The 17,097-nt window shown below is 57.9% G+C and carries 15 protein-coding genes; 4 read left to right on the forward strand and 11 right to left on the reverse strand.

Features of this window, described 5'->3' with window-relative positions:
- Window positions 1-10: 10 nt before the first annotated feature.
- Entirely contained in the window at window positions 11-793 is a 783-nt protein-coding gene (locus tag IPH59_08790; GenBank protein MBK7091803.1) for a hypothetical protein, read from the reverse strand.
- Window positions 794-928: 135 nt separating this feature from the next.
- On the opposite strand from IPH59_08790, the gene IPH59_08795 reads away from it, so the two are divergent.
- Genes IPH59_08795 through IPH59_08805 form a run of 3 tightly spaced genes read left to right on the forward strand, consistent with a single transcriptional unit; the run spans window position 929 to window position 2,125 of the window.
- Window positions 929-1,414 carry a prepilin-type N-terminal cleavage/methylation domain-containing protein gene (locus IPH59_08795; GenBank protein MBK7091804.1) on the forward strand — a complete coding sequence of 162 codons (486 nt, stop codon included), beginning with the start codon at window positions 929-931 and terminating at the stop codon, window positions 1,412-1,414.
- Entirely contained in the window at window positions 1,411-1,749 is a 339-nt protein-coding gene (locus IPH59_08800; protein MBK7091805.1) for a prepilin-type N-terminal cleavage/methylation domain-containing protein, read from the forward strand. The genes IPH59_08795 and IPH59_08800 overlap by 4 nt, the downstream gene beginning before the upstream one ends.
- Window position 1,750: 1 nt before the next feature.
- Window positions 1,751-2,125: a prepilin-type N-terminal cleavage/methylation domain-containing protein gene (locus IPH59_08805; GenBank protein ID MBK7091806.1), complete on the forward strand. Its 375-nt coding sequence runs from the start codon at window positions 1,751-1,753 to the stop codon at window positions 2,123-2,125.
- Between the two features lie 769 nt (window positions 2,126-2,894).
- Here the strand turns inward: IPH59_08805 and IPH59_08810 are convergent.
- From IPH59_08810 to IPH59_08825, 4 genes are all read right to left on the reverse strand, one after another.
- Window positions 2,895-3,518 carry a ribonuclease HII gene (locus tag IPH59_08810; protein MBK7091807.1) on the reverse strand — a complete coding sequence of 208 codons (624 nt, stop codon included), beginning with the start codon at window positions 3,516-3,518 and terminating at the stop codon, window positions 2,895-2,897.
- A 139-nt stretch (window positions 3,519-3,657) separates the two neighbouring features.
- Complete coding sequence (locus IPH59_08815) at window positions 3,658-4,200, reverse strand: hypothetical protein (protein ID MBK7091808.1); 543 nt, start codon at window positions 4,198-4,200, stop codon at window positions 3,658-3,660.
- 58 nt (window positions 4,201-4,258) lie between these two features.
- Window positions 4,259-6,274: an ATP-dependent DNA helicase gene (locus IPH59_08820; protein ID MBK7091809.1), complete on the reverse strand. Its 2,016-nt coding sequence runs from the start codon at window positions 6,272-6,274 to the stop codon at window positions 4,259-4,261.
- 157 nt (window positions 6,275-6,431) lie between these two features.
- On the reverse strand, window positions 6,432-6,875 hold the full coding sequence (locus IPH59_08825; GenBank protein ID MBK7091810.1) for a hypothetical protein: 444 nt from the start codon (window positions 6,873-6,875) through the stop codon (window positions 6,432-6,434).
- A 92-nt stretch (window positions 6,876-6,967) separates the two neighbouring features.
- Here IPH59_08825 and IPH59_08830 point away from each other — a divergent pair, with 92 nt between their 5' ends.
- Window positions 6,968-7,417, forward strand: coding sequence for a hypothetical protein (locus tag IPH59_08830; GenBank protein MBK7091811.1), 450 nt, complete (start codon window positions 6,968-6,970; stop codon window positions 7,415-7,417).
- On the opposite strand, the gene IPH59_08835 is transcribed toward IPH59_08830, so the two are convergent.
- From IPH59_08835 to IPH59_08860, 6 genes are all read right to left on the reverse strand, one after another.
- A complete protein-coding gene (locus IPH59_08835) occupies window positions 7,418-10,804 on the reverse strand; it encodes a hypothetical protein (protein MBK7091812.1) in 3,387 nt (1,128 codons plus the stop codon).
- Between the two features lie 57 nt (window positions 10,805-10,861).
- Window positions 10,862-11,320, reverse strand: a complete 459-nt coding sequence (locus IPH59_08840) for a hypothetical protein (protein MBK7091813.1) — start codon at window positions 11,318-11,320, stop codon at window positions 10,862-10,864.
- Between the two features lie 35 nt (window positions 11,321-11,355).
- Window positions 11,356-12,522 carry an ATP-binding protein gene (locus IPH59_08845; GenBank protein MBK7091814.1) on the reverse strand — a complete coding sequence of 389 codons (1,167 nt, stop codon included), beginning with the start codon at window positions 12,520-12,522 and terminating at the stop codon, window positions 11,356-11,358.
- Window positions 12,500-13,897 carry a hypothetical protein gene (locus IPH59_08850; GenBank protein ID MBK7091815.1) on the reverse strand — a complete coding sequence of 466 codons (1,398 nt, stop codon included), beginning with the start codon at window positions 13,895-13,897 and terminating at the stop codon, window positions 12,500-12,502. The genes IPH59_08845 and IPH59_08850 overlap by 23 nt, the downstream gene beginning before the upstream one ends.
- A gap of 45 nt (window positions 13,898-13,942) precedes the next feature.
- Complete coding sequence (locus IPH59_08855; protein MBK7091816.1) at window positions 13,943-14,092, reverse strand: hypothetical protein; 150 nt, start codon at window positions 14,090-14,092, stop codon at window positions 13,943-13,945.
- Window positions 14,093-15,004: 912 nt separating this feature from the next.
- Window positions 15,005-16,984: a hypothetical protein gene (locus tag IPH59_08860; GenBank protein ID MBK7091817.1), complete on the reverse strand. Its 1,980-nt coding sequence runs from the start codon at window positions 16,982-16,984 to the stop codon at window positions 15,005-15,007.
- Window positions 16,985-17,097: the final 113 nt, after the last annotated feature.

Consider the following 17,097-nt stretch of genomic DNA (forward strand, 5'->3'; position numbering starts at 1 on the left):
ACGCTGCGGCTTACCTGGAACTCAGGCGCTTCCAGGCGACAGAACCGACGAGAGCGATGCACACAACGATCCAGGTTATCAAGGAGCGCCGTCCTGGCTTTTTGTCCTGCGCGGGCGGTTGAATGACGCTGGCAGGTGCCGCAGCCTTCGGAATATCCCTTGCCTGGCTTCGGATGGGAACAGGCGCTTCGATCAGCTTGTAACGCGAGTCCGCCGGAACGACTTTGACTTTGGCTCCACCTTTCTCAGAAAGGATCATCCGCTTTTGCGGCGGCTCGATGCTCCTGGCGGAAGTTGCGAACGTGTTCTCCGGCGGACGATTCGAGAAGGAACGAATGTGGTTTGCGTGACCGACATCGTAGCCGCCAGGAAATGCGCCGCCATGATAGCCCGCTGGCCAGGGATTGGTTCTGGCCGACGGGTTCGCAACGCCCATATTACCAGCGCCGCTTTGTTCGTACGCAATTGAAATGTTCTGGGGCGAGGCGATCACCAGACTGGCCGCGTGAGCGTATTGTCCGTTGAACCCTCGAAACTCGGCTTCCGGTACGGTGACGTTTCCGGGAAAGCCAACCAGCAGTGTCTCCAATGCGGGGCTGCCCTGTCCGACCAGAGGCACTTCGAACTGGCCGATCATGCGTTTGGGAACCAGGACCGACGTGCTGGGATCGCCAATGCGGCTCAAGTAAACCGTGTCGTACGTCTGGTTATCGACGCGGATACGAACCGAGGCGGCCCCACCGCACGGAAGGGCAGCGAGGATCGCCGTTGCCCAAAGGCAAAGTGCTCTCATGTACCATTCTAGTTCACCGGCTTCCATCACCATCCGGTGACATTGATGATGCGAAGATGTTTTTCTCCGGGTATTCGGCGCGCGTTGGAGCCTCTGCGAATTAAAATGGGTTGTATGGGCTTTTTGTGTAGGCGAGTGAGGCCAAGTAAGGGTTTCACCCTGATCGAAGTTGTTTCCGTCGTGGCGGTGATCTTCATCCTCGCCGGCGTGATAACGATTCGTTTGGGCGACCTCCGCTCCTCAGCCCTGGCTGCGTCAGCCCGCGCTTTGGAGAAAGAGTTCGCCAACGGGGTTGAGCAGTTAACCTCCGGTGGGACTGGTTTGGAGCCATTCCAGACGGTGGCAGCCAGCGGTGTGTTGGTGTCGCAGAGTGCGTCGGACCCTGAATTCATGTCCCTGCAAACCGCCAGCTACCGGCTCTCCGCTCCTGCGGACGTGAACCTGTCGCGTGTCGTTGGCGCCGTGAGCCAATTGAACACGATGCTTTCCGCTCGCGGGTTCGGTGTGGTCAAGGGAAACGTCAGTCAGGAAATGCTGAGCGCCTTCAACGCGGATCTGGTTGTGGTCCGGGACTCGGGTAACTCAATTCGCGGAGTGTATCTGAAATTCTCGAAATCATGAAATCCCGCGCAGGTTTTACCCTGGTTGAGTTGGTGGGAGCGCTGGCCATCATCAGCATTCTTGTGGGGATGGTTCTGGTAACGACCGGCAATTCTCGGGACCGGGCTTTGCAGACGCGCATTTCGGTTGACCTGGAAGCCATCAACGCCGCCAAAGGTTTTTGGGTTCTGGATCACAACGGCGCGGCATTTCCGACTGATGAATCCGGGCGGTTCAACGCGATCCGCAAATATCTGGAAGTGAACCGCAGCTTTTCCTCCCTGGCGGATTATCAACCGCCGGGGGTCAGCTATTCGATCAACGGCATTGGAGTACCGCCTTCACACGCACCGTAACATGAAACCGACGTCACGCATGCGGGGTTTTTCGCTGATTGAGGTAGTGGCGGTGATGGCGCTGCTGCTGCTGATCATGGGGCTTGGATTGTGGGGACTGGGCGGTTCTCGTGGACGGCAGTTGCGCGAGAAAGTGGTCCTGGATCTGGCTCGGATTGACTCCGCGAAAGCAACCTGGCGCGCCGATCACCCACAGGCAGCATTCCCGGACGATGAGGCCGCGCGCTTTGACGCCCTCCCGGTCCTATCTGGTCGCAAGGTGCCACCCTGCCTCTTTGCAGCCGAACACGAATCTGGCCGGAATGGTTGTGTACGCGATCAGTGCGGAGACGAATGCGGCCAGCGCTCGAAATCTCTCTTCCTCACAACAGTTTGATCGTTCCTCAGGCGAGTGGATTCCTTGAGCGACCGGCGGAACCTTGACTTCCTTCCGCCTCCCACCCTAACTGTCCGCGATGAATACCTCGCTCGCCAACCTATCCGCTCAACAACTCAGGCGTGCTGCGGCGATCAAAGATCAGATCGAGTCGCTGGAGAAGGAGCTCCAGCGAATCTTCGGCGCTGCCGCAACGGCTGAAAAACCTCAAGCCCCTCGGAAGAAAAGGCGCCGCATGAGCGCAGCCGGTCGCGCCAGAATCTCCGCGGCCGCCAAGGCCCGTTGGGCGAAAATCAATGCTGCGAAGAAAAATAGCGCCCTTTGGGCCCCCCCCCGGGGGCCGACACCCGTCCCCTCCGGAAAATCTTGCCTCAACACGACCAGGCGCTATGAGAGCCGCTTTATCTGCCGTTGCGCTGATTGTGGCAACAACGATTTCGCAAGCCGGCACGTTGAGGAAGGACTTTTCCCGTCCGCCAGTGCCGGGTCACTGTTGAGCCTCGTTGCCCAGAGGGACACGTTACATGCGACGACGTTAAGTACGTCGGAGTTTCCAAAAAGAGTGGGAAGTCAATCACCCTGACCGGCAAGACCGCTCACACCACTAGCGCGGATGGCGTCACGCCATCTCGTTTCATGGGCTACACATTCAAGAACGGTGACACGACCTATTTCGTGTCCGAAGGTGGTGAGCTTCGCGTTACTCGTGGCTCGAACGTGATGGTTCAGGAGCGAGGAATATGGAGGTGGTGAGCCAGCCATGATGAAGTCAGTTAAGATTGCGCAGGAAGTTTTTGCGATGCACGCCGGCGATGGGTCCGAATTTGCGGATGGCCTCGACATGTAACTTGGTGCCGTAGCCGACGTGCTGATCGAATCCATACTGCGGATACTGTGTGTGCAGCTCCCGCATTTGCCGGTCGCGCCGCACCTTGGCGAAAATCGAAGCGGTGGCGACCGTGATGCTGGTCTCATCGGCGCGTGGTGCGCATAGTCCGGGAAAGGTGTCGTCGGCGATCGTTCCGTCAATGATGACCCGGTCAAAGTGGGGAAGCTTTTGGAGCGCTTCCTTGAACAGTCGCAGGTTCAATGCGTTCAAGTTGCTTGTCTCCACCTCGGATGCCGATGCTTCCGCGTACGCGACGTGCAGCAAGCCTTTGGCGACAAACTCCCGGGTTAGCAAGTCCACCAACTGCTCGCGTTCCGCCGCTGTCAGGGCCTTGCTGTCGCGAATGTCGCAGGATGGTTCTGCTGCGGAATCGTAGGCGCACGCCGCGACGACAAGGTTAAAGGCGAAGGCGCCGCGGCCAACCTCGTCGCATCCGGCCACGATGAGTCCCTGCTTGCGACCAAGGTAATCTTCCATGCTCCAATCGGCCTTCCGCCCTCTCATGCAAAATGGGTTTGGCGGAGATTCTTGCTTCCCCATACCCCATTCTAGGGCGGTGACTGGCGCGAGCGGGAAGAGCGTTACGTCAGGTTTGAAATCCCGATATGCCATCGCGTCCGGGGAGCGTTCGGATCGGACAGATTCAGCGCGCGGTTCCGAAGTCGAAATCTTCGCTGCATCCCTTGCAGACGCCTTTGGGCGAGCCAGTGAAGAGGAAAACCATGTCCTGCTTGGGCTTGGCTTGGGCGCAGCTGGCGCAGTAGGCCATCTCAGGACTCCACACCGGCATGATCCACACCCTCACTTGCTCCAGCGGATGAGTTCCGTGGCGACCTGGTAATCGGACACCATTCTCAACGACCTGCAGAACATCGGGGTGCCCGTTGACCGCGGCGATCCAGAAGGATTGCGGAGGCGGTGGCTCCTTGAGGCTTCGAAATGTCTCGCGAACACTGCAACAATTATCTGGTTGCAGCCTCTCGGCAACCTGCTTCAAGCATCGAGAACACTTGAGCATGGTCGGCGTCCACACGGGAGCGAGCCATTCCTGAACGCAATCGAGAGGTTGTTCATCAACTTCGCCCGGAAACAAGCACGCGTCGGTGTTCGGGGCGACGCGCAGCACGGTGCATTGATCATTCACCACCACCAGCCAGCACGAACCAGATTGAAGAACCGCCCTCATATTCAAATCCCAGTGTCACTCATTCACGCTTAAATTATCGGCCATTTTTCCGCTGTTTTTAAGCAACATTTATTCCAATCGCCAGCTCCGTTTTGTGCGTGCTGACCTGGATTTCGCTTGTCCACTGCGAATATTGCTCGCGAGTCGGCAACGGATGGTCGGGATCGTCGAGATGAGTCGCCTTGATGCCGCCGGGCAGACTGCGAATGAAATAGCTGGCGTAGCTGGCGGTGAGAAGTTTCGGGTCCAGCAGGACGAGAATACCTTTCTGGTTCTCTTCCCGGATGAGCCGCCCCCACCATTGTTTCCAGCGGCGGATCGTTTCCGGGAGCGTGTCGTCCCGGAACGGGTTGAGCTTTTTGCTTTTCAGATATTCCTGGCGCGCCTCGCGGTAGGGCGTTTGCTGGTCGAAGGGAATCTTGGTGATGATCAGCGCGCGGATGCGAATATCCACTCCGGTGCCCATCGCGTGATTGCCCAATATGATGGACCGCGGATCACGATTGAATTTCTCCACGAGTGCCTCGGGACTGGTGTTTCGCTCCTGCGCGAGCAGCTGGTAGCCTTCGCGCCGGCACCAATCTTTCAGCAACAATTCCGTTTCCTGCAGTTGCTTGTAATTGGTGAAAAGCGCCATGACGCGACCGTCAGTGAGGTTTGCAATCCGTTCGATCTCTGCGCTTATCGCCGGCGGGTCGCTGATGCCTCTGTCGCGCGGCGGCAGGAACACGCGCATCTGCTTGCGGTAATCGAAGGGCGACGGAAAATTTGCCGTGTGCCAGTCGGGAGCGCTGAAAGTCTTCTTCGTTTCCGGAATGGAAGTGCCGATCAGGGTCGCCGAAATGAGTGTGGTTTGCTGGAAATGGCTCCACAGGCCGGTCAGGACGTCGTGCAGATCGAATGGTTTGAGCTCGAGGTTGATCGCGGTTTGGCCATGGATTCCGGGTGTCCGGGTCAGGAGCATGACGTAGTTGGGGAGCTGATGTCCCAAGTATGAGCGAAGCGCGTTTTCGGAAAAACCCAGACGGCTTTCAACTTCCCGGTAGTCTTGAGCGGCTTCGTCGGTGGGCGCTTCTTTGCGCAGAAACGCCGCCATTGCCTTGATTTCCCGGATGGCGGATGCCACTTCCGTGCAGGCAAGGCCGCACGGATCGTCAGGCTTGACGATTTGTTGTCCTTCCGGCCCCTCAGCAAGCGAGCGCCGGATGCGTTGCAATCGTTGGGATACGAGATCCAGGCGAGTTCGCAGGTGCGTTCGATCAAAAGTGTCGCGTCCCAGCATGTTCACCGCGCCCTCAAGCGCCCGCATTGAAACGTCGGCGCTCTCCACTTCCGTCATCCGGCTCAATAGGATGTGTGCCTCGTCGAGAACAAGAATGGGCTTGGGTTGTTCGGTCTCGCCGGGCACCGGTTTGCCGGTGTGCTTCAGGTTATAGCCGAGCAAATCCGTGTTCACCACCACGATCCGGGCTTGCTCGGCCAGCTTGCGAGCCTGTCGGCGGTAACAGCCGTGTGAAGATTTGCAGCAGTTTCCTTCCCCATTGATCTGAGCCCAGGCGGAGTCCGAGATTTTGATCGGCAATTCCTCGCGCCATCCGTGGGCCAGCTTTTCCAGGCGGTCGAAGTTGTCCAACAACTGGTGCAAGTCGGCTTCGCCCCTGTGCTGAGATCGGAGAGCGGCTCGTTTGAGCCGGTTCAGGCACAGATAATTGTTGGCGCCTTTGAGGATGGCGCTTTCCTTCAACTCGGGGAACTCCCCGGCGAAGCGCGCCATGTCACGCTCGATCTGGGCTTGCAGGTGTTTAGAGGCAACGGCGATCACAAAACGCTGCTTGGGCGTGCTTCGCAGATACAGCGCGATCGGGATGAGATAGGCCAGTGTCTTGCCCGTTCCGGTCGGTGCCTCGATGAGCATGGATTTTTGCTCGTGGATGGCTTTGTTGAACGTCAAAGCCATTTCCGTCTGGCTCCAGCGAGCACGCCCGCCAAACCGCGTCACGATTGGACCGTCGGGACCGAAAAAACGTTCCAGTTCCGCAGCCGCCCCAAGGCAGGCTGGCATCTTCAACTTCATTCGTTTCCTTGTTGGGGTGCCGGCCGTGGGAGATTGGCATCACCCTCCAATTCCACGCGGCGTCAGCTGCGGCAAGGGCGTAACTGACTTCGGCGGCGCAGACGAGGTGCGGTCTTGGTTGGTCTCCGAAATCTCTCCAACAGCGGCCGGAACCTCCTCACTTTGGTTGGGATCTTTCAAAATGACTACTTGGACTCCACGGCCGCCGTTGCTGCTGGGTTCTGCCGACTGCGGTGCGGCTTGGGTTGCTACGAGAGGCGAAGGTGATTTGCCGGTCCACCAATGAGGGAGCAACGGGGCTGAGTTTGGATCGATCAAGCAGGTTCTGGAAAATTGTGTCGCGCAACAGTTCTTCGGCTTGTTCGAGTGAGAGATCGCGATGGGAGGCGATCACTTGCACAAGCTGCTCCATCGTCATCCCGCGGACTCGTTCCCTCAGAATCCTTTTCTCTAGACGCGAGAAACCATCTGGGCTGCTGATGCGCACGGTTTCCAGCAGGACGCCGCGCTCGGAGGGCGTTTGAGTCTGTTTGTAGAGTTCCAGTAGTTTCTCGACCTGATCCATTTTGGCATTCGCTTCGCGGTTCAGACGCGAAATCAATCAATCCGTCATCGGCCCATAACATTATAGGTGAAGCGGAGGCCAGGAGACGCCTTTCAAAGCGTTACAATGGATTTAGACGATCATGCGTTTTGCGAACAGTTATGCTTGAGGTCGACACGTTTCCGGGGCACGTGCCGGGCTTGCCATCGCAGGCCGTGGCTGCCGGCGATTTGCTTCCGCCGCGTTTGGGGCGGATGAAAATGTCTTTTGATCGGCTCGCCGTCCGTTCGGCTGCCGAGCAACACATTCAATCGGCTCCCGGAGTTTATGCCCTCTGGGGCCGTATGAGTGATGGGGACGTCTTGGGGCTTCACCAGGTGCATGACACTTGGCGAATGACGCGGGTTCCTGTTCCTCCCGAAGCGGTCCGATTGCTGGACCTGCCTGATGTCATGGAAGCGCGCAATGAATTGTTCTGGGTCGAGATCGCTCCGAACCAGGTTGAGATCCTCCGCAATGGCGAGCGTTTCCCACTCTGGCAAGCAGAGTCGCCACTACCAGTGCGCGACTCAACGTCGCCGGATCTTTCGATGGGCTGATCACGGTTTCACTTTGTTCCAGCCATCCAGCCCCAAGTGTTTGAGCCCCGGGATTTCGATGTCCGGCTGATCGGGATGCGGAACGAATTCATTCACCTCCGGTCCGTTCCACTCGCAGGTAAACTTCATTTCGACGCGCAATCTGGGCCGTTGGTTGGAGGGAATCTCCAGCATGATGCGCGGCAGCAACTCCTGCGCAAGACCCACGACCGACCAGTGCACGAGGTAGCGCAGGGAATCATGCAGGATGTCAATCAAGAGAATCGGCACGTTGGGATTGCGCTGGCGGAACTCGACCCAGTTGGCGCAGGCCTCCATGATGTAAATAGCCACGCCGTGTTGAATCTGCCAGTTGGAAGCTTCACGGCGCATGTCCTTCAAGCCACGCAAGAGTTCGCTGTCCCAGCGGTTTTCCTGGCTGAGGATGGCGCGCACCAGTGCGGGGTCGAGATAGCGGCGGCGAAATCCAGCGGGACTCACCTGGTAGCCATAGACGCCCTTGTGGGTGAAATAGGTGCGGCCGGTGGACCCGACCTCCTGGGCTATCACCCGGTTCATCTGCGCTTCCAGATAGTCCCAGGCAACACGGTAAAGCTCCCGGTAGGCGTCCTTGATGTGCGACACGTTTTCCGCCGTGTGAATGACGGGTTGTTTGGCACGGACGGCCTCGCGATTCAGGCTGCGCGCCATCGCTTCATTTCCGCGTTGATAGGGGATGCCGAAGGTGAACGGTTTGGCTTCGTCGCGGGCGGTCTTGTGGTGCTTCTTGATTTCGGCATCACTCAATTGGCCCAGATGTTCCGGGTCCTTGGCGCGGGCCAGCGACGCATGCGGGTCGCGCTGCGGATCGTTCATGATCTCGGTCATGTTCGGATCGCCGGAAACCTGCGCCAAGCGCTGCACCTCCGCCGCAGCGTAGTCCAACTCCACCATGAACCAGCCGCGCGGTGCCATTTCGAGCCCGCGAATCGAATGCGGCGGAGCTTCGCCGATTATTTTTGAGACATATTCCTCCTCGCCTTTCGGGATGGCGCTCACGTTGGGCGAAGTTCTGAGCCGATGCGTTTCCAGTGATCCCCAATAGGTGGTGAACAGAATGGACTTCTCCCGGTTGACCGCCATGGAAATCGCCTTCTGGCGTTTGCCCACGACTTTGGCGTCCTGCGCCTTCTTCCGATCCACCTCGCCCGCGCCGAACAACTCAAGCTGGTCGCGGTCGGCGTCACCTTCAGCTTCCAGGGCTTCGAGGAATTCTTTGACGCGACTCGTGCCCCAGGAACCGTCCTTGCGGCAGTAATTGTTGGCCAGCGTGGCGATCGAACGGCAGTCGTTCAGTTTTTCGCACAGAGGATCGGCAGTTGCCAGCATCTCCAGCGTCTCCTGGTTTGTGGAGGCGGTAAGGACCGGGTAATCGCGCTCGGGAATCTGCAAAGGAAACGGGCACTCACCACTGCCGAGCCGCTTTCTGGTCGCGGCATCGTTGAGGTCGAACACCGCGCTGCCGTGTTGTTGGTGGATCCAATCCAGCAGGGATTGCACTTTCGTCTGGTCCGCGCGCTCCAATTTGACGCTCGACTTGAGCAGCGGCTCGGCCGTTGCCCTGAAAAGTATTTCACGGACGGCCCGCATCCATTCACGGGCTGGCTTCTCGGTGGTGAACATCGGATACAAGCCGATGCCCTGGGGCGGTTGGTTGAACAGGATTTGACGCAGTTGCGCAGCCGAGGCCGGGTTCACTTCCGACGTGGTGACGCGGGTCTTGATGTACGCCACGGTATCGGCCAGCAGTATTTCGAGCCGGCTGTCGTACCACTCAATGTTTTCGGAGAGCCGTTTGAGACTGAACGGATGTCCCACCAGTTCCATCTCGATCAGCGCCCCCATCTGTTTGCGTTTCACCTCGAAGTAAGCGTGTTCCAGGGTCCAGCCCTTGGTGTAGGTTTCCGGCTCGCGGCGCTTGAGGTCTTCGTCCTGTTGTTTCATGTCCTCCAGCATCACCGGGACGAGTTCGAACGTGCGGCGACCGTCTTTGCAACCGTACGGCAGCCGAATCTCCGGCGGCACGAGCCCGTAACTGCCTTCTGTGATCCCGCGCGTTTCCCGGTAGCGGGCCACTTCGGCTTTATGGTCTTCTTTGCCGAGGTAAACTTTGATGAGATCGTCCAACCCCTGCGGCTGGCCTTCGTCGAGCACCTTCGCCAGATCGTAGGTGCAAATGTGCATACGGTCGCGCAGGTCCACGCCGAACAGGAGCATCTGCAGCACGTCCACCTTCAAAGCGTGCCCGACAATCTTGATCTCCGGCCGGCGCAGGTATTGTTTCAGAATCTCGGCCAGCTCTTTTTGGCTCCCTTGGAAAACCCAACGCACGTCATCGATGTAAGCGCGGAAAGTGTGGCCAGGCGGCGTCCATTGTTTGAACGCTTCCTCGCTTGGAAAAATGTAAACCGTGCCCTTGTCATCCGGCAGATCGTACGGATTGCGCAGCACCGGCTCGTGCCGGCCTTCACGGACGCGAATGTTGAGCGTCCGGCTGCGGGTGGCCAGGATGATGTCGAGAATCTGATAATCGGTGATGTCGTGCCCGACGAATTCGGTATCCAGCGAGAACACTTCCTCGCGATCATCCTGGATTTCCTGCAGATGCTTTTGAAGTTCGTCCAGGCTGTCGAGGCAGTGGCTCGGTGGATCGGGCTTGGTGTCGTTGGTTTGGTTGAACCAGTTCTTGAGGGCACCGCGCAGCGTCCGTTCCCAGGATTTGATCCACTCCGGGTTGCCCAGCAGACTGACTGGCTGCGTGGCGCAGATGAGATAGCTCTGATACTGATCGAGCGGGATAAGCTGGCCCTGCAACTCCGTGACGGTAGCGCCATCGAGATGTCCGGCCAGATGCGTCACCACGTTGGCGCCAAAACTGATGATGAGCTGGGGCTTGTGGTCCTGAATCAAGCGCTCGATGAACTGGAACCCGTACCGCTCCTGCCCGAGATTAACGCGGGTCTTGGGCGGGACATACCACGGCACCAGATTGGCGTGCATGCAACGACGCCAGTTCAGCCCGAGCTTCTGCAGGACGTGCGCGGTCAGCAGTGTGTAGGCTTCGCCGGTCATCACTCCGACAAACTCGCCGGGGTGCTTCTCCATTTTGCGCATTTCATGGAAGGAAGGATGGTGGGCGACCACCAGCACACGATTCCAGTCCGCCGGGCAATGGAACGGAAACCAGCATTCCTTTTGCTGGGTCGCGCGTTTGCCGGCCAGCGACCCTGTGAACTCTTGAAAGGGCGGACCGCCGTCGGTCAGTTGACGATATTGCCTTTCGGGAAACGGCGCCGGTTCCGCGACGAAGAGAGTCAGTTGGTCATCCGCTTTGGCGCGGCTTGCCAAAGCGGGGTTGCTGCCGTTGCAGTTGGACGCGCCATCATGCACCGAATTGTGTTTGGTTCAGAACTGGAGGTTCGACGACAGCAGATCGGCTTCCCTCCGGTTCTGGCGGAGACGGCACACGTTGGCCCGGATTTGCTCCAACTCTTCGGGCGAGAATGGTTGCTCCGGATTTTTGGCCGATTCGACTTCGCCGCGATAGACCGCCTCGATGATCAGGAAATGGGACTGCCGGCGTTTACCGGGGTGGTAGGACCGCGGCCGGAATACTTGCGTCAGCCAATGCTGGATGAAGCCGGGGGCGCGGCCGATTTTGATCAGAATGAGTGTCATCGTCAGCGCCACGAGCCACAGGGCGATGTGCCAAATCGGGATGTTGACAGGCATGAAACTGGAGATGCCCAGCGGACCGAGAAAACCGATGACCATGATCACGAACAGGTCGAACACCTCCAGGTAATAGAGAAAGCGGATTGGCGCATTGATCTTGCGATTGTAGGGGATGATCCGGCAGTGCATTTGGCGGCAGCGTGATTATCGGTTCGCGATCCGGTTCAAGCTTTGACTCCTTTGGGGTAACGCTTGGCGAATTCGATGAGTGCATCGGTGAGCGTCAGGCCCGAGCCCACTAGCTTTTCGAACTCGAGTTTGTCAGCCGGCCGCGTAGTGGTGGTCGCATAAAGCAGGGGCGGCATTGTCAGTTCAAGAATCAAGCGCCGCGTCCCCTGCGTGCGCCGCTGGATCATGTAGCATTGGGAGAACTGTCCGGGTTCGGTCACGAGGCGCATCGCCAGCAGATCGCCTTCGTGCCCTTGAATGTAACGGACGGTTTCCTCAGCCACGTTGGTGGATAACTTGAACAGGAAAAACGTGCTGATCGAATCGCGAATGGCCTCGCTGTTTTTCAAGCTGCCCCATTCCGTAATGCCTTGCGAGATGAACATGAGGGCGATGCCGTATTTGCGGTACGTGCGCGCGGCCTCTTCAAGGAATTTCGCGCAGATGGGTGAGGACATCAGGTTCCAGCCTTCGTCGATGAAGAAGATTTTGTCCTGGGCGGCAAACTCGCGCGTCATGGTCTGGGCGAAGCGGATCGCGACCATCATCGTCACGGGACCGACGTCGCGGTCGTCTTTGCGCCGGGTGAAGTCGAACACGGTGAAGGGATTCCTCGCCGTCACCATGCTGGTTCCGTCAAAGAGATTTCCATAGCTGCCGCCTTTGCACCAAATGCGCAGCCGGTTGCCCAGCGACTTGGCGTTGGGTGAACTCTGGTTGGCGAGAATCTTTTGTACATCGCTCAATATGACTTCCTCGCCGCGCGCCACCTTGGCCTGATACGCCTGGCGGATGCACTCGGTGAGCAGCATCCGGTCTTCCTTGGGGAGTTGGTCCTGGTCGTTTTCGATCACCATGCGCTCGACGAGCAGCGCGTTTTGAATGATCTCCTCTTCGCCGGGAATGCTGCCGGGCGGCGCATAGAGGAAGTTCATCCGGTTGCGGTCGTTGTCCAAATCCATCGTGAGATAATTGCCGCCCAGGACGTGGCAGAGCTTGTAGTAAGAGCCGCCAATGTCGATGCCGACGCAGCGCGCGCCACCAGCCATTTTCTGCAAAAGAATCAGGTTGGTCGCTACGGATTTGCCCGAACCCGATGACCCCGCGATCATCATATTGAAGTTGTTCAGATTAGTGAAGTCATGGGGCGCAAAATTGTACATTGTGCCATGTCTCGTATGGAATAGGCACGAAGGTGGGGCTTCGGTTCCGTCGGGCAAATACAGTGCGGGCAGCAAGGTCGCCAACCTGGCTCGAAGAATAGGCGTGATCGCGGTAGCGATCCTTGTCGCTCAAGTATCCCGGGGTGGTCTTGAGAAAATACGGGGCAATCGGCGTGGTCTCGTGGATCCAGGTCATGCCCTCGTTCTGCTGCCCGAATTGGCGCTGTTCCAGCACCAGATTATTGAGCGCATCCAGGTCGGCGGCCCAGAGATGAATTGAGTGTGCGGCGGTCCAAGGGCGGTCCTTGCCCGTGGCTAGTTCGTCAATTTCCGCTTCAATCTCTTCCAACGTTCGGCGCAGCTCGGGTTGTTTCTCCACGCGGCCCAGCACCTGAAGGCGCCGATTTTTGAGCCGGCGCAGCCGCCTGCCAATGTCGCTGCTGCGCGCCTCCACGCTGAATGCGCCAGAGACAAAACCCGGCGCCAGCATCTGCGGCAGCAACATGCCAAACTGCAACTGTGTGGGCGGCTCGTGAAGAAACAAAATCCGCCGGTAAAGGCCGTCCATTTGAATCCAACCCTGCCGCGGGTTCACTTCCATCTGGCCATGGACGAAATAGGATGTGGCCGGCTTCGGTTCAATCGGAGCGTAAGGCGGCGGCCGCACGCCTTGTGAGTACGACTTCGGGTTGTACCACCAGTAAAGCGTCTCGACGATGTCTTCGGAGGGCAGGAGTCTCGACTCGATGCCAGCGGCCTTCAGGATGGCCTGAGCCTGCTGCGCCTGTTTGGAGAGCAGGTTGACGGCGGTGTTCCACTCTTCCTCCGTCAGGTTCGCAGCCTCGGCCATCGAGAGTTCAAGGCTGTCGCGCAGGAAATGGGTCACGCGACTCAACCAGTTTTCCTTGGGACTCAATTTGCGATGCCGCTTGATGCGCTCGGAGAATTCCACGATCGGCTCGACGCCGACGAAGAGGTAGCAGGCGTACCGGCGCAACTGGTTGGTGGCGACTTTCTCCTGGTAGTGCTGGCCGATGTCCTGCTTGAACTGCGCCAGCAGGGGATTGCCTTTGGGCGTCGTCGACAAGTAGTCATCCAGCAATTTGCCGTATTGATTGTGGCAGATGGTGATGAACTGGAGCCGGGTTTCTGTGTCGCCCATCACGGCCAACTGGTTGAGCATGCTGCTGAAAGCGTTGTGCAGTTCATCCGCCTGCGCGCTCGAAACAAAGAGGGTGTCCGGATACTGCACCCGCAACCCGACCGCCAACGACATGTCCTGAGCAACGATGACGTGGTTGTCTATCCAGGCGATGGGAATTTCTTCATCGAGACAAACCCCGGAAAGACGGTTGATCCGCTCGTAATCCAGCATGCCCCAGTATAAGGCCGTCCGTCTCGGCTTTCGCGAAGAGCCGACTTATTGTTCGGAGACAAATCGCTTGAGCTTCGGGTCGTCCGTGGGATCGCCGGAAAAGACGGTCTCGCCGTCCACACTGACCGTGAAATGTCCCTGGTCGATGTTGATGTAGGCCTCCTTGCCGTTGCTGTGCGCGTAATAGTAGTCCACGCCGCATCTCGTATCAGGCCCGTTCTGAGATTTCCAAGCCTTGGCGCGTGTGCCCGTGAGGACGGCCAAAAGCCCATTGAAATCATAGGTCACGACTTGGCAGGCGGGTTTATTCATGCGCGTTCGTTTGGCGATTAACTCTTAGACCAGCGGCTGCAATCGTAATCTCCTCCAACCTTTCGACAACAAAAAAGCCCCGGCTGTCCGGGGCTCTCGCAATTGCATCCTGCCGCGATCTCACTGAGCCGCCCATGCGAGTATGACCTCGATTATTTTTGGCACGAGAAACAGGCAAACCGCGCCACCGAGGTTCTTACCCATCGCTTCCATGTCTCCGTTTTTGAATTTGATGGCGGCGACGCCCATAAACAAGGGTGTTGCGGCAAATTACCTGTTTTCTGGCGAAACAGCTCATTTTCTGGATTTCAGCCGCGCACTCCGCCGACCAATATGATGTTGGGATCCGAGCTGAGAGCGCTGCGAGTCTTACCAGTCGCGAGGAAACGCCGGGCCGGATAGATGGATAGCGCGCGACGTGTAAGAGGGAAACTCCCCGATGCGGGGTTGTTGGCCGCAGGAGGCGAGGGTCGGAATCGCCCAGCGAGGGGAGCTGTTCCGAAACCCGCCTAAACCATTCAGCAGCGGTCACTTCTCTAAATGCTGCACTGGTAAGGAGATTATCACTTTCCGGTGATTGAATCAAGCGAACAAAGCGTGACGGACACCAACAATTTGCAACAAGAGCGAACACCTTTAGTGCCCGTTTTGATGCCCGTTTCAGTGCCCGTTTTCGGTTCGGCAATCTGGTCTGCCGGCTGCCCGGACAGGACGAAAATCCGAAGGGGAGAATTTTCGGGTGGAGCGGCCTGGTCCGGGTCCTGTGATAATCTGGCGGCGCGGTGGATCGAAACCTCAATCTGCTGCGAGCATTTTTTTGCAGTGCGGGCATTCAGGGATCCGGGCCAGAAACGGAGCTGAGGTGGGCGGTAACAAAGGCGCGCACATGTCCGCGCCGAACATGTGCACGGGGTCAAACTTCTCTGGCGTGGCAATCGCGGCCGAATCGTGTGGAATTATAAAAGCATAATCCCGGTGACAATCACCGCATTTTCGACGGCCCCATTCGGAATCACAGTCCCGGCAGGTCATCATGGCGGCGTCTTCCTGCTGGTCCACGGAAGTTGATTGGCAGCATGGACAAGATTGGAGGACCTGGAGTCGGTCGCGCACATTAACAAGGCGCTCAAAAATCCCGCTTACAACCCTGAGGGTTGCTTCTTCTTTTTGCTCCTGTGCGTTAATCTCCTTTTTTTGAAGGTTTACAGCGGCAAGCAAACGACGGTTATCCCGAACACGGTGCTCCTCCCGCTTAAGATTTTCCCGTGCGGAATAGGTTTGTTCCAATTGGCGCTTTGCTCTGGTAGCCCGCATTTGCGCTTCTGCGATCAAGGAGTCATCGGGCGGCACGGAAAATAGAAAATCCTGTTCCACCATGTGGATGCCGTGGCGGTGTGACAATTCGTGCCACACGTCTGCCCAGCCGTTCATTGGCACGCGGACCGGAAGACTTGGCCAATCCAGTTCAGCGATCACCCAGCGAATGATACGCGCCACCAATTCGGTGGAGTCAATTTTCAGGGGCGATACTTCCACCCAAACCATGTTGTCCGAAAACAAGGCCGAGGACCGAAGTCGTTTGAACTTTTCCACCACTGGATCCGACCAGTCAGCGGCAGTAGCACCAGAATCATCCACGCTCACGATCAACACTGGATGGCTTTGTTTTTTCATTTCGAGGAAAGTCTGGAAGGCAACATCGACCTGTTTTTCAGATTGCGCTCGCCAGCAGGTGTATAACCCAACGATATGCAATTGTGGTTTTCCGTGGCATTCCAAAAGAAGTGAGTAATCGTTCTGGACCAGCAGCGTCCACTGGCGGGCCAAGCTTATTCGCTTTCCGAGCGCAATGGGTTGATTCGTGTTTTCGGTCGGAATCAGTCCGAGTTGCCGGCACGCGCGGATGGTCAGCAACACCGTGAATAGATTCCAATCCGAACACGCCCGCCTTCGATTTGCGGCGCGCTCGGCAGGGGTAGGCGGCTTAACCGAGGCCACGCGTTCCCACATGTGCCACAAATGAAAAGCCTGGCGATAGTGGGCATCACTTTGAAAGACGTTCGTTGAATGCAATGGACTCTCGACCGCGGCGAAGTGCGGCATCTGCTTGAAGAGAAACGTATCGGCCAGTGCCAGCAGGCGCGCGCGGGCGGTTTCCAGGTCATGAATGAGTTGGGCGAGACGGTCGCGGCTCGGATGGCTTGAAAAAGCCTCACCCCATAAAATGAAAAGCCGGTCTCGACGGAAGCGCGTGCCTTGTGCTGCCTCCGAATGTTCACTTGCTTCATCCAGGGCCTGCAAGATTTGCTGTAATTTCTGGAGTCGTGGATGGAGGACGCCCAAAATCCGTTTGCGGAGAGTAGCTACGGCGCGGTTTTCATAAATGTCCCATTGGTCTCGCCTTGATTCCGCAAGAATGCGCCTGGGGCGAACCCCAAGGAAGGTCCGGGTTTGCCAATCCTCCGAGTGGGCGGCGAGCGTCGCCACGGCGCGATGGGAGACCCGTCGCGCACGCCCCACTTCCTCCCGAATTTCCTCAATCGTCAGATGACCTCGTGGATTGTGGCTGAGCGTTTCCACATGCGGCAGCGCCTGAATCAAAGCCTGCTCATAGTCGCGCAGGTCCAAGTCTGAGGTGATCGTTGGGTCCAGCGGAACCAAGCGCGGCCAAGGTTGCAGTTTCCCACCCCAAAGCGGCTCGATCCTGGCGGCGAGATTTCGCAAGCTTTGACAAAGCGTTTCAGTTGGCTCGCTGCCGGAATCGGGGCGCTCCAAATCCCGCTCCGTTCCCGGCCAAACGTGTCCGTTCCGGACAGATTGCCAAAGCCCCAAGAACGGCAATGACTCAGGGGTTGAGCAAGACTGTCCCGTAATCCGGTTGCGCCAGA

The sequence above is a fragment of the bacterium genome, from assembly GCA_016708315.1.
In the GTDB taxonomy this organism is placed as follows: Bacteria; Zixibacteria; MSB-5A5; order CAIYYT01; family CAIYYT01; genus JADJGC01.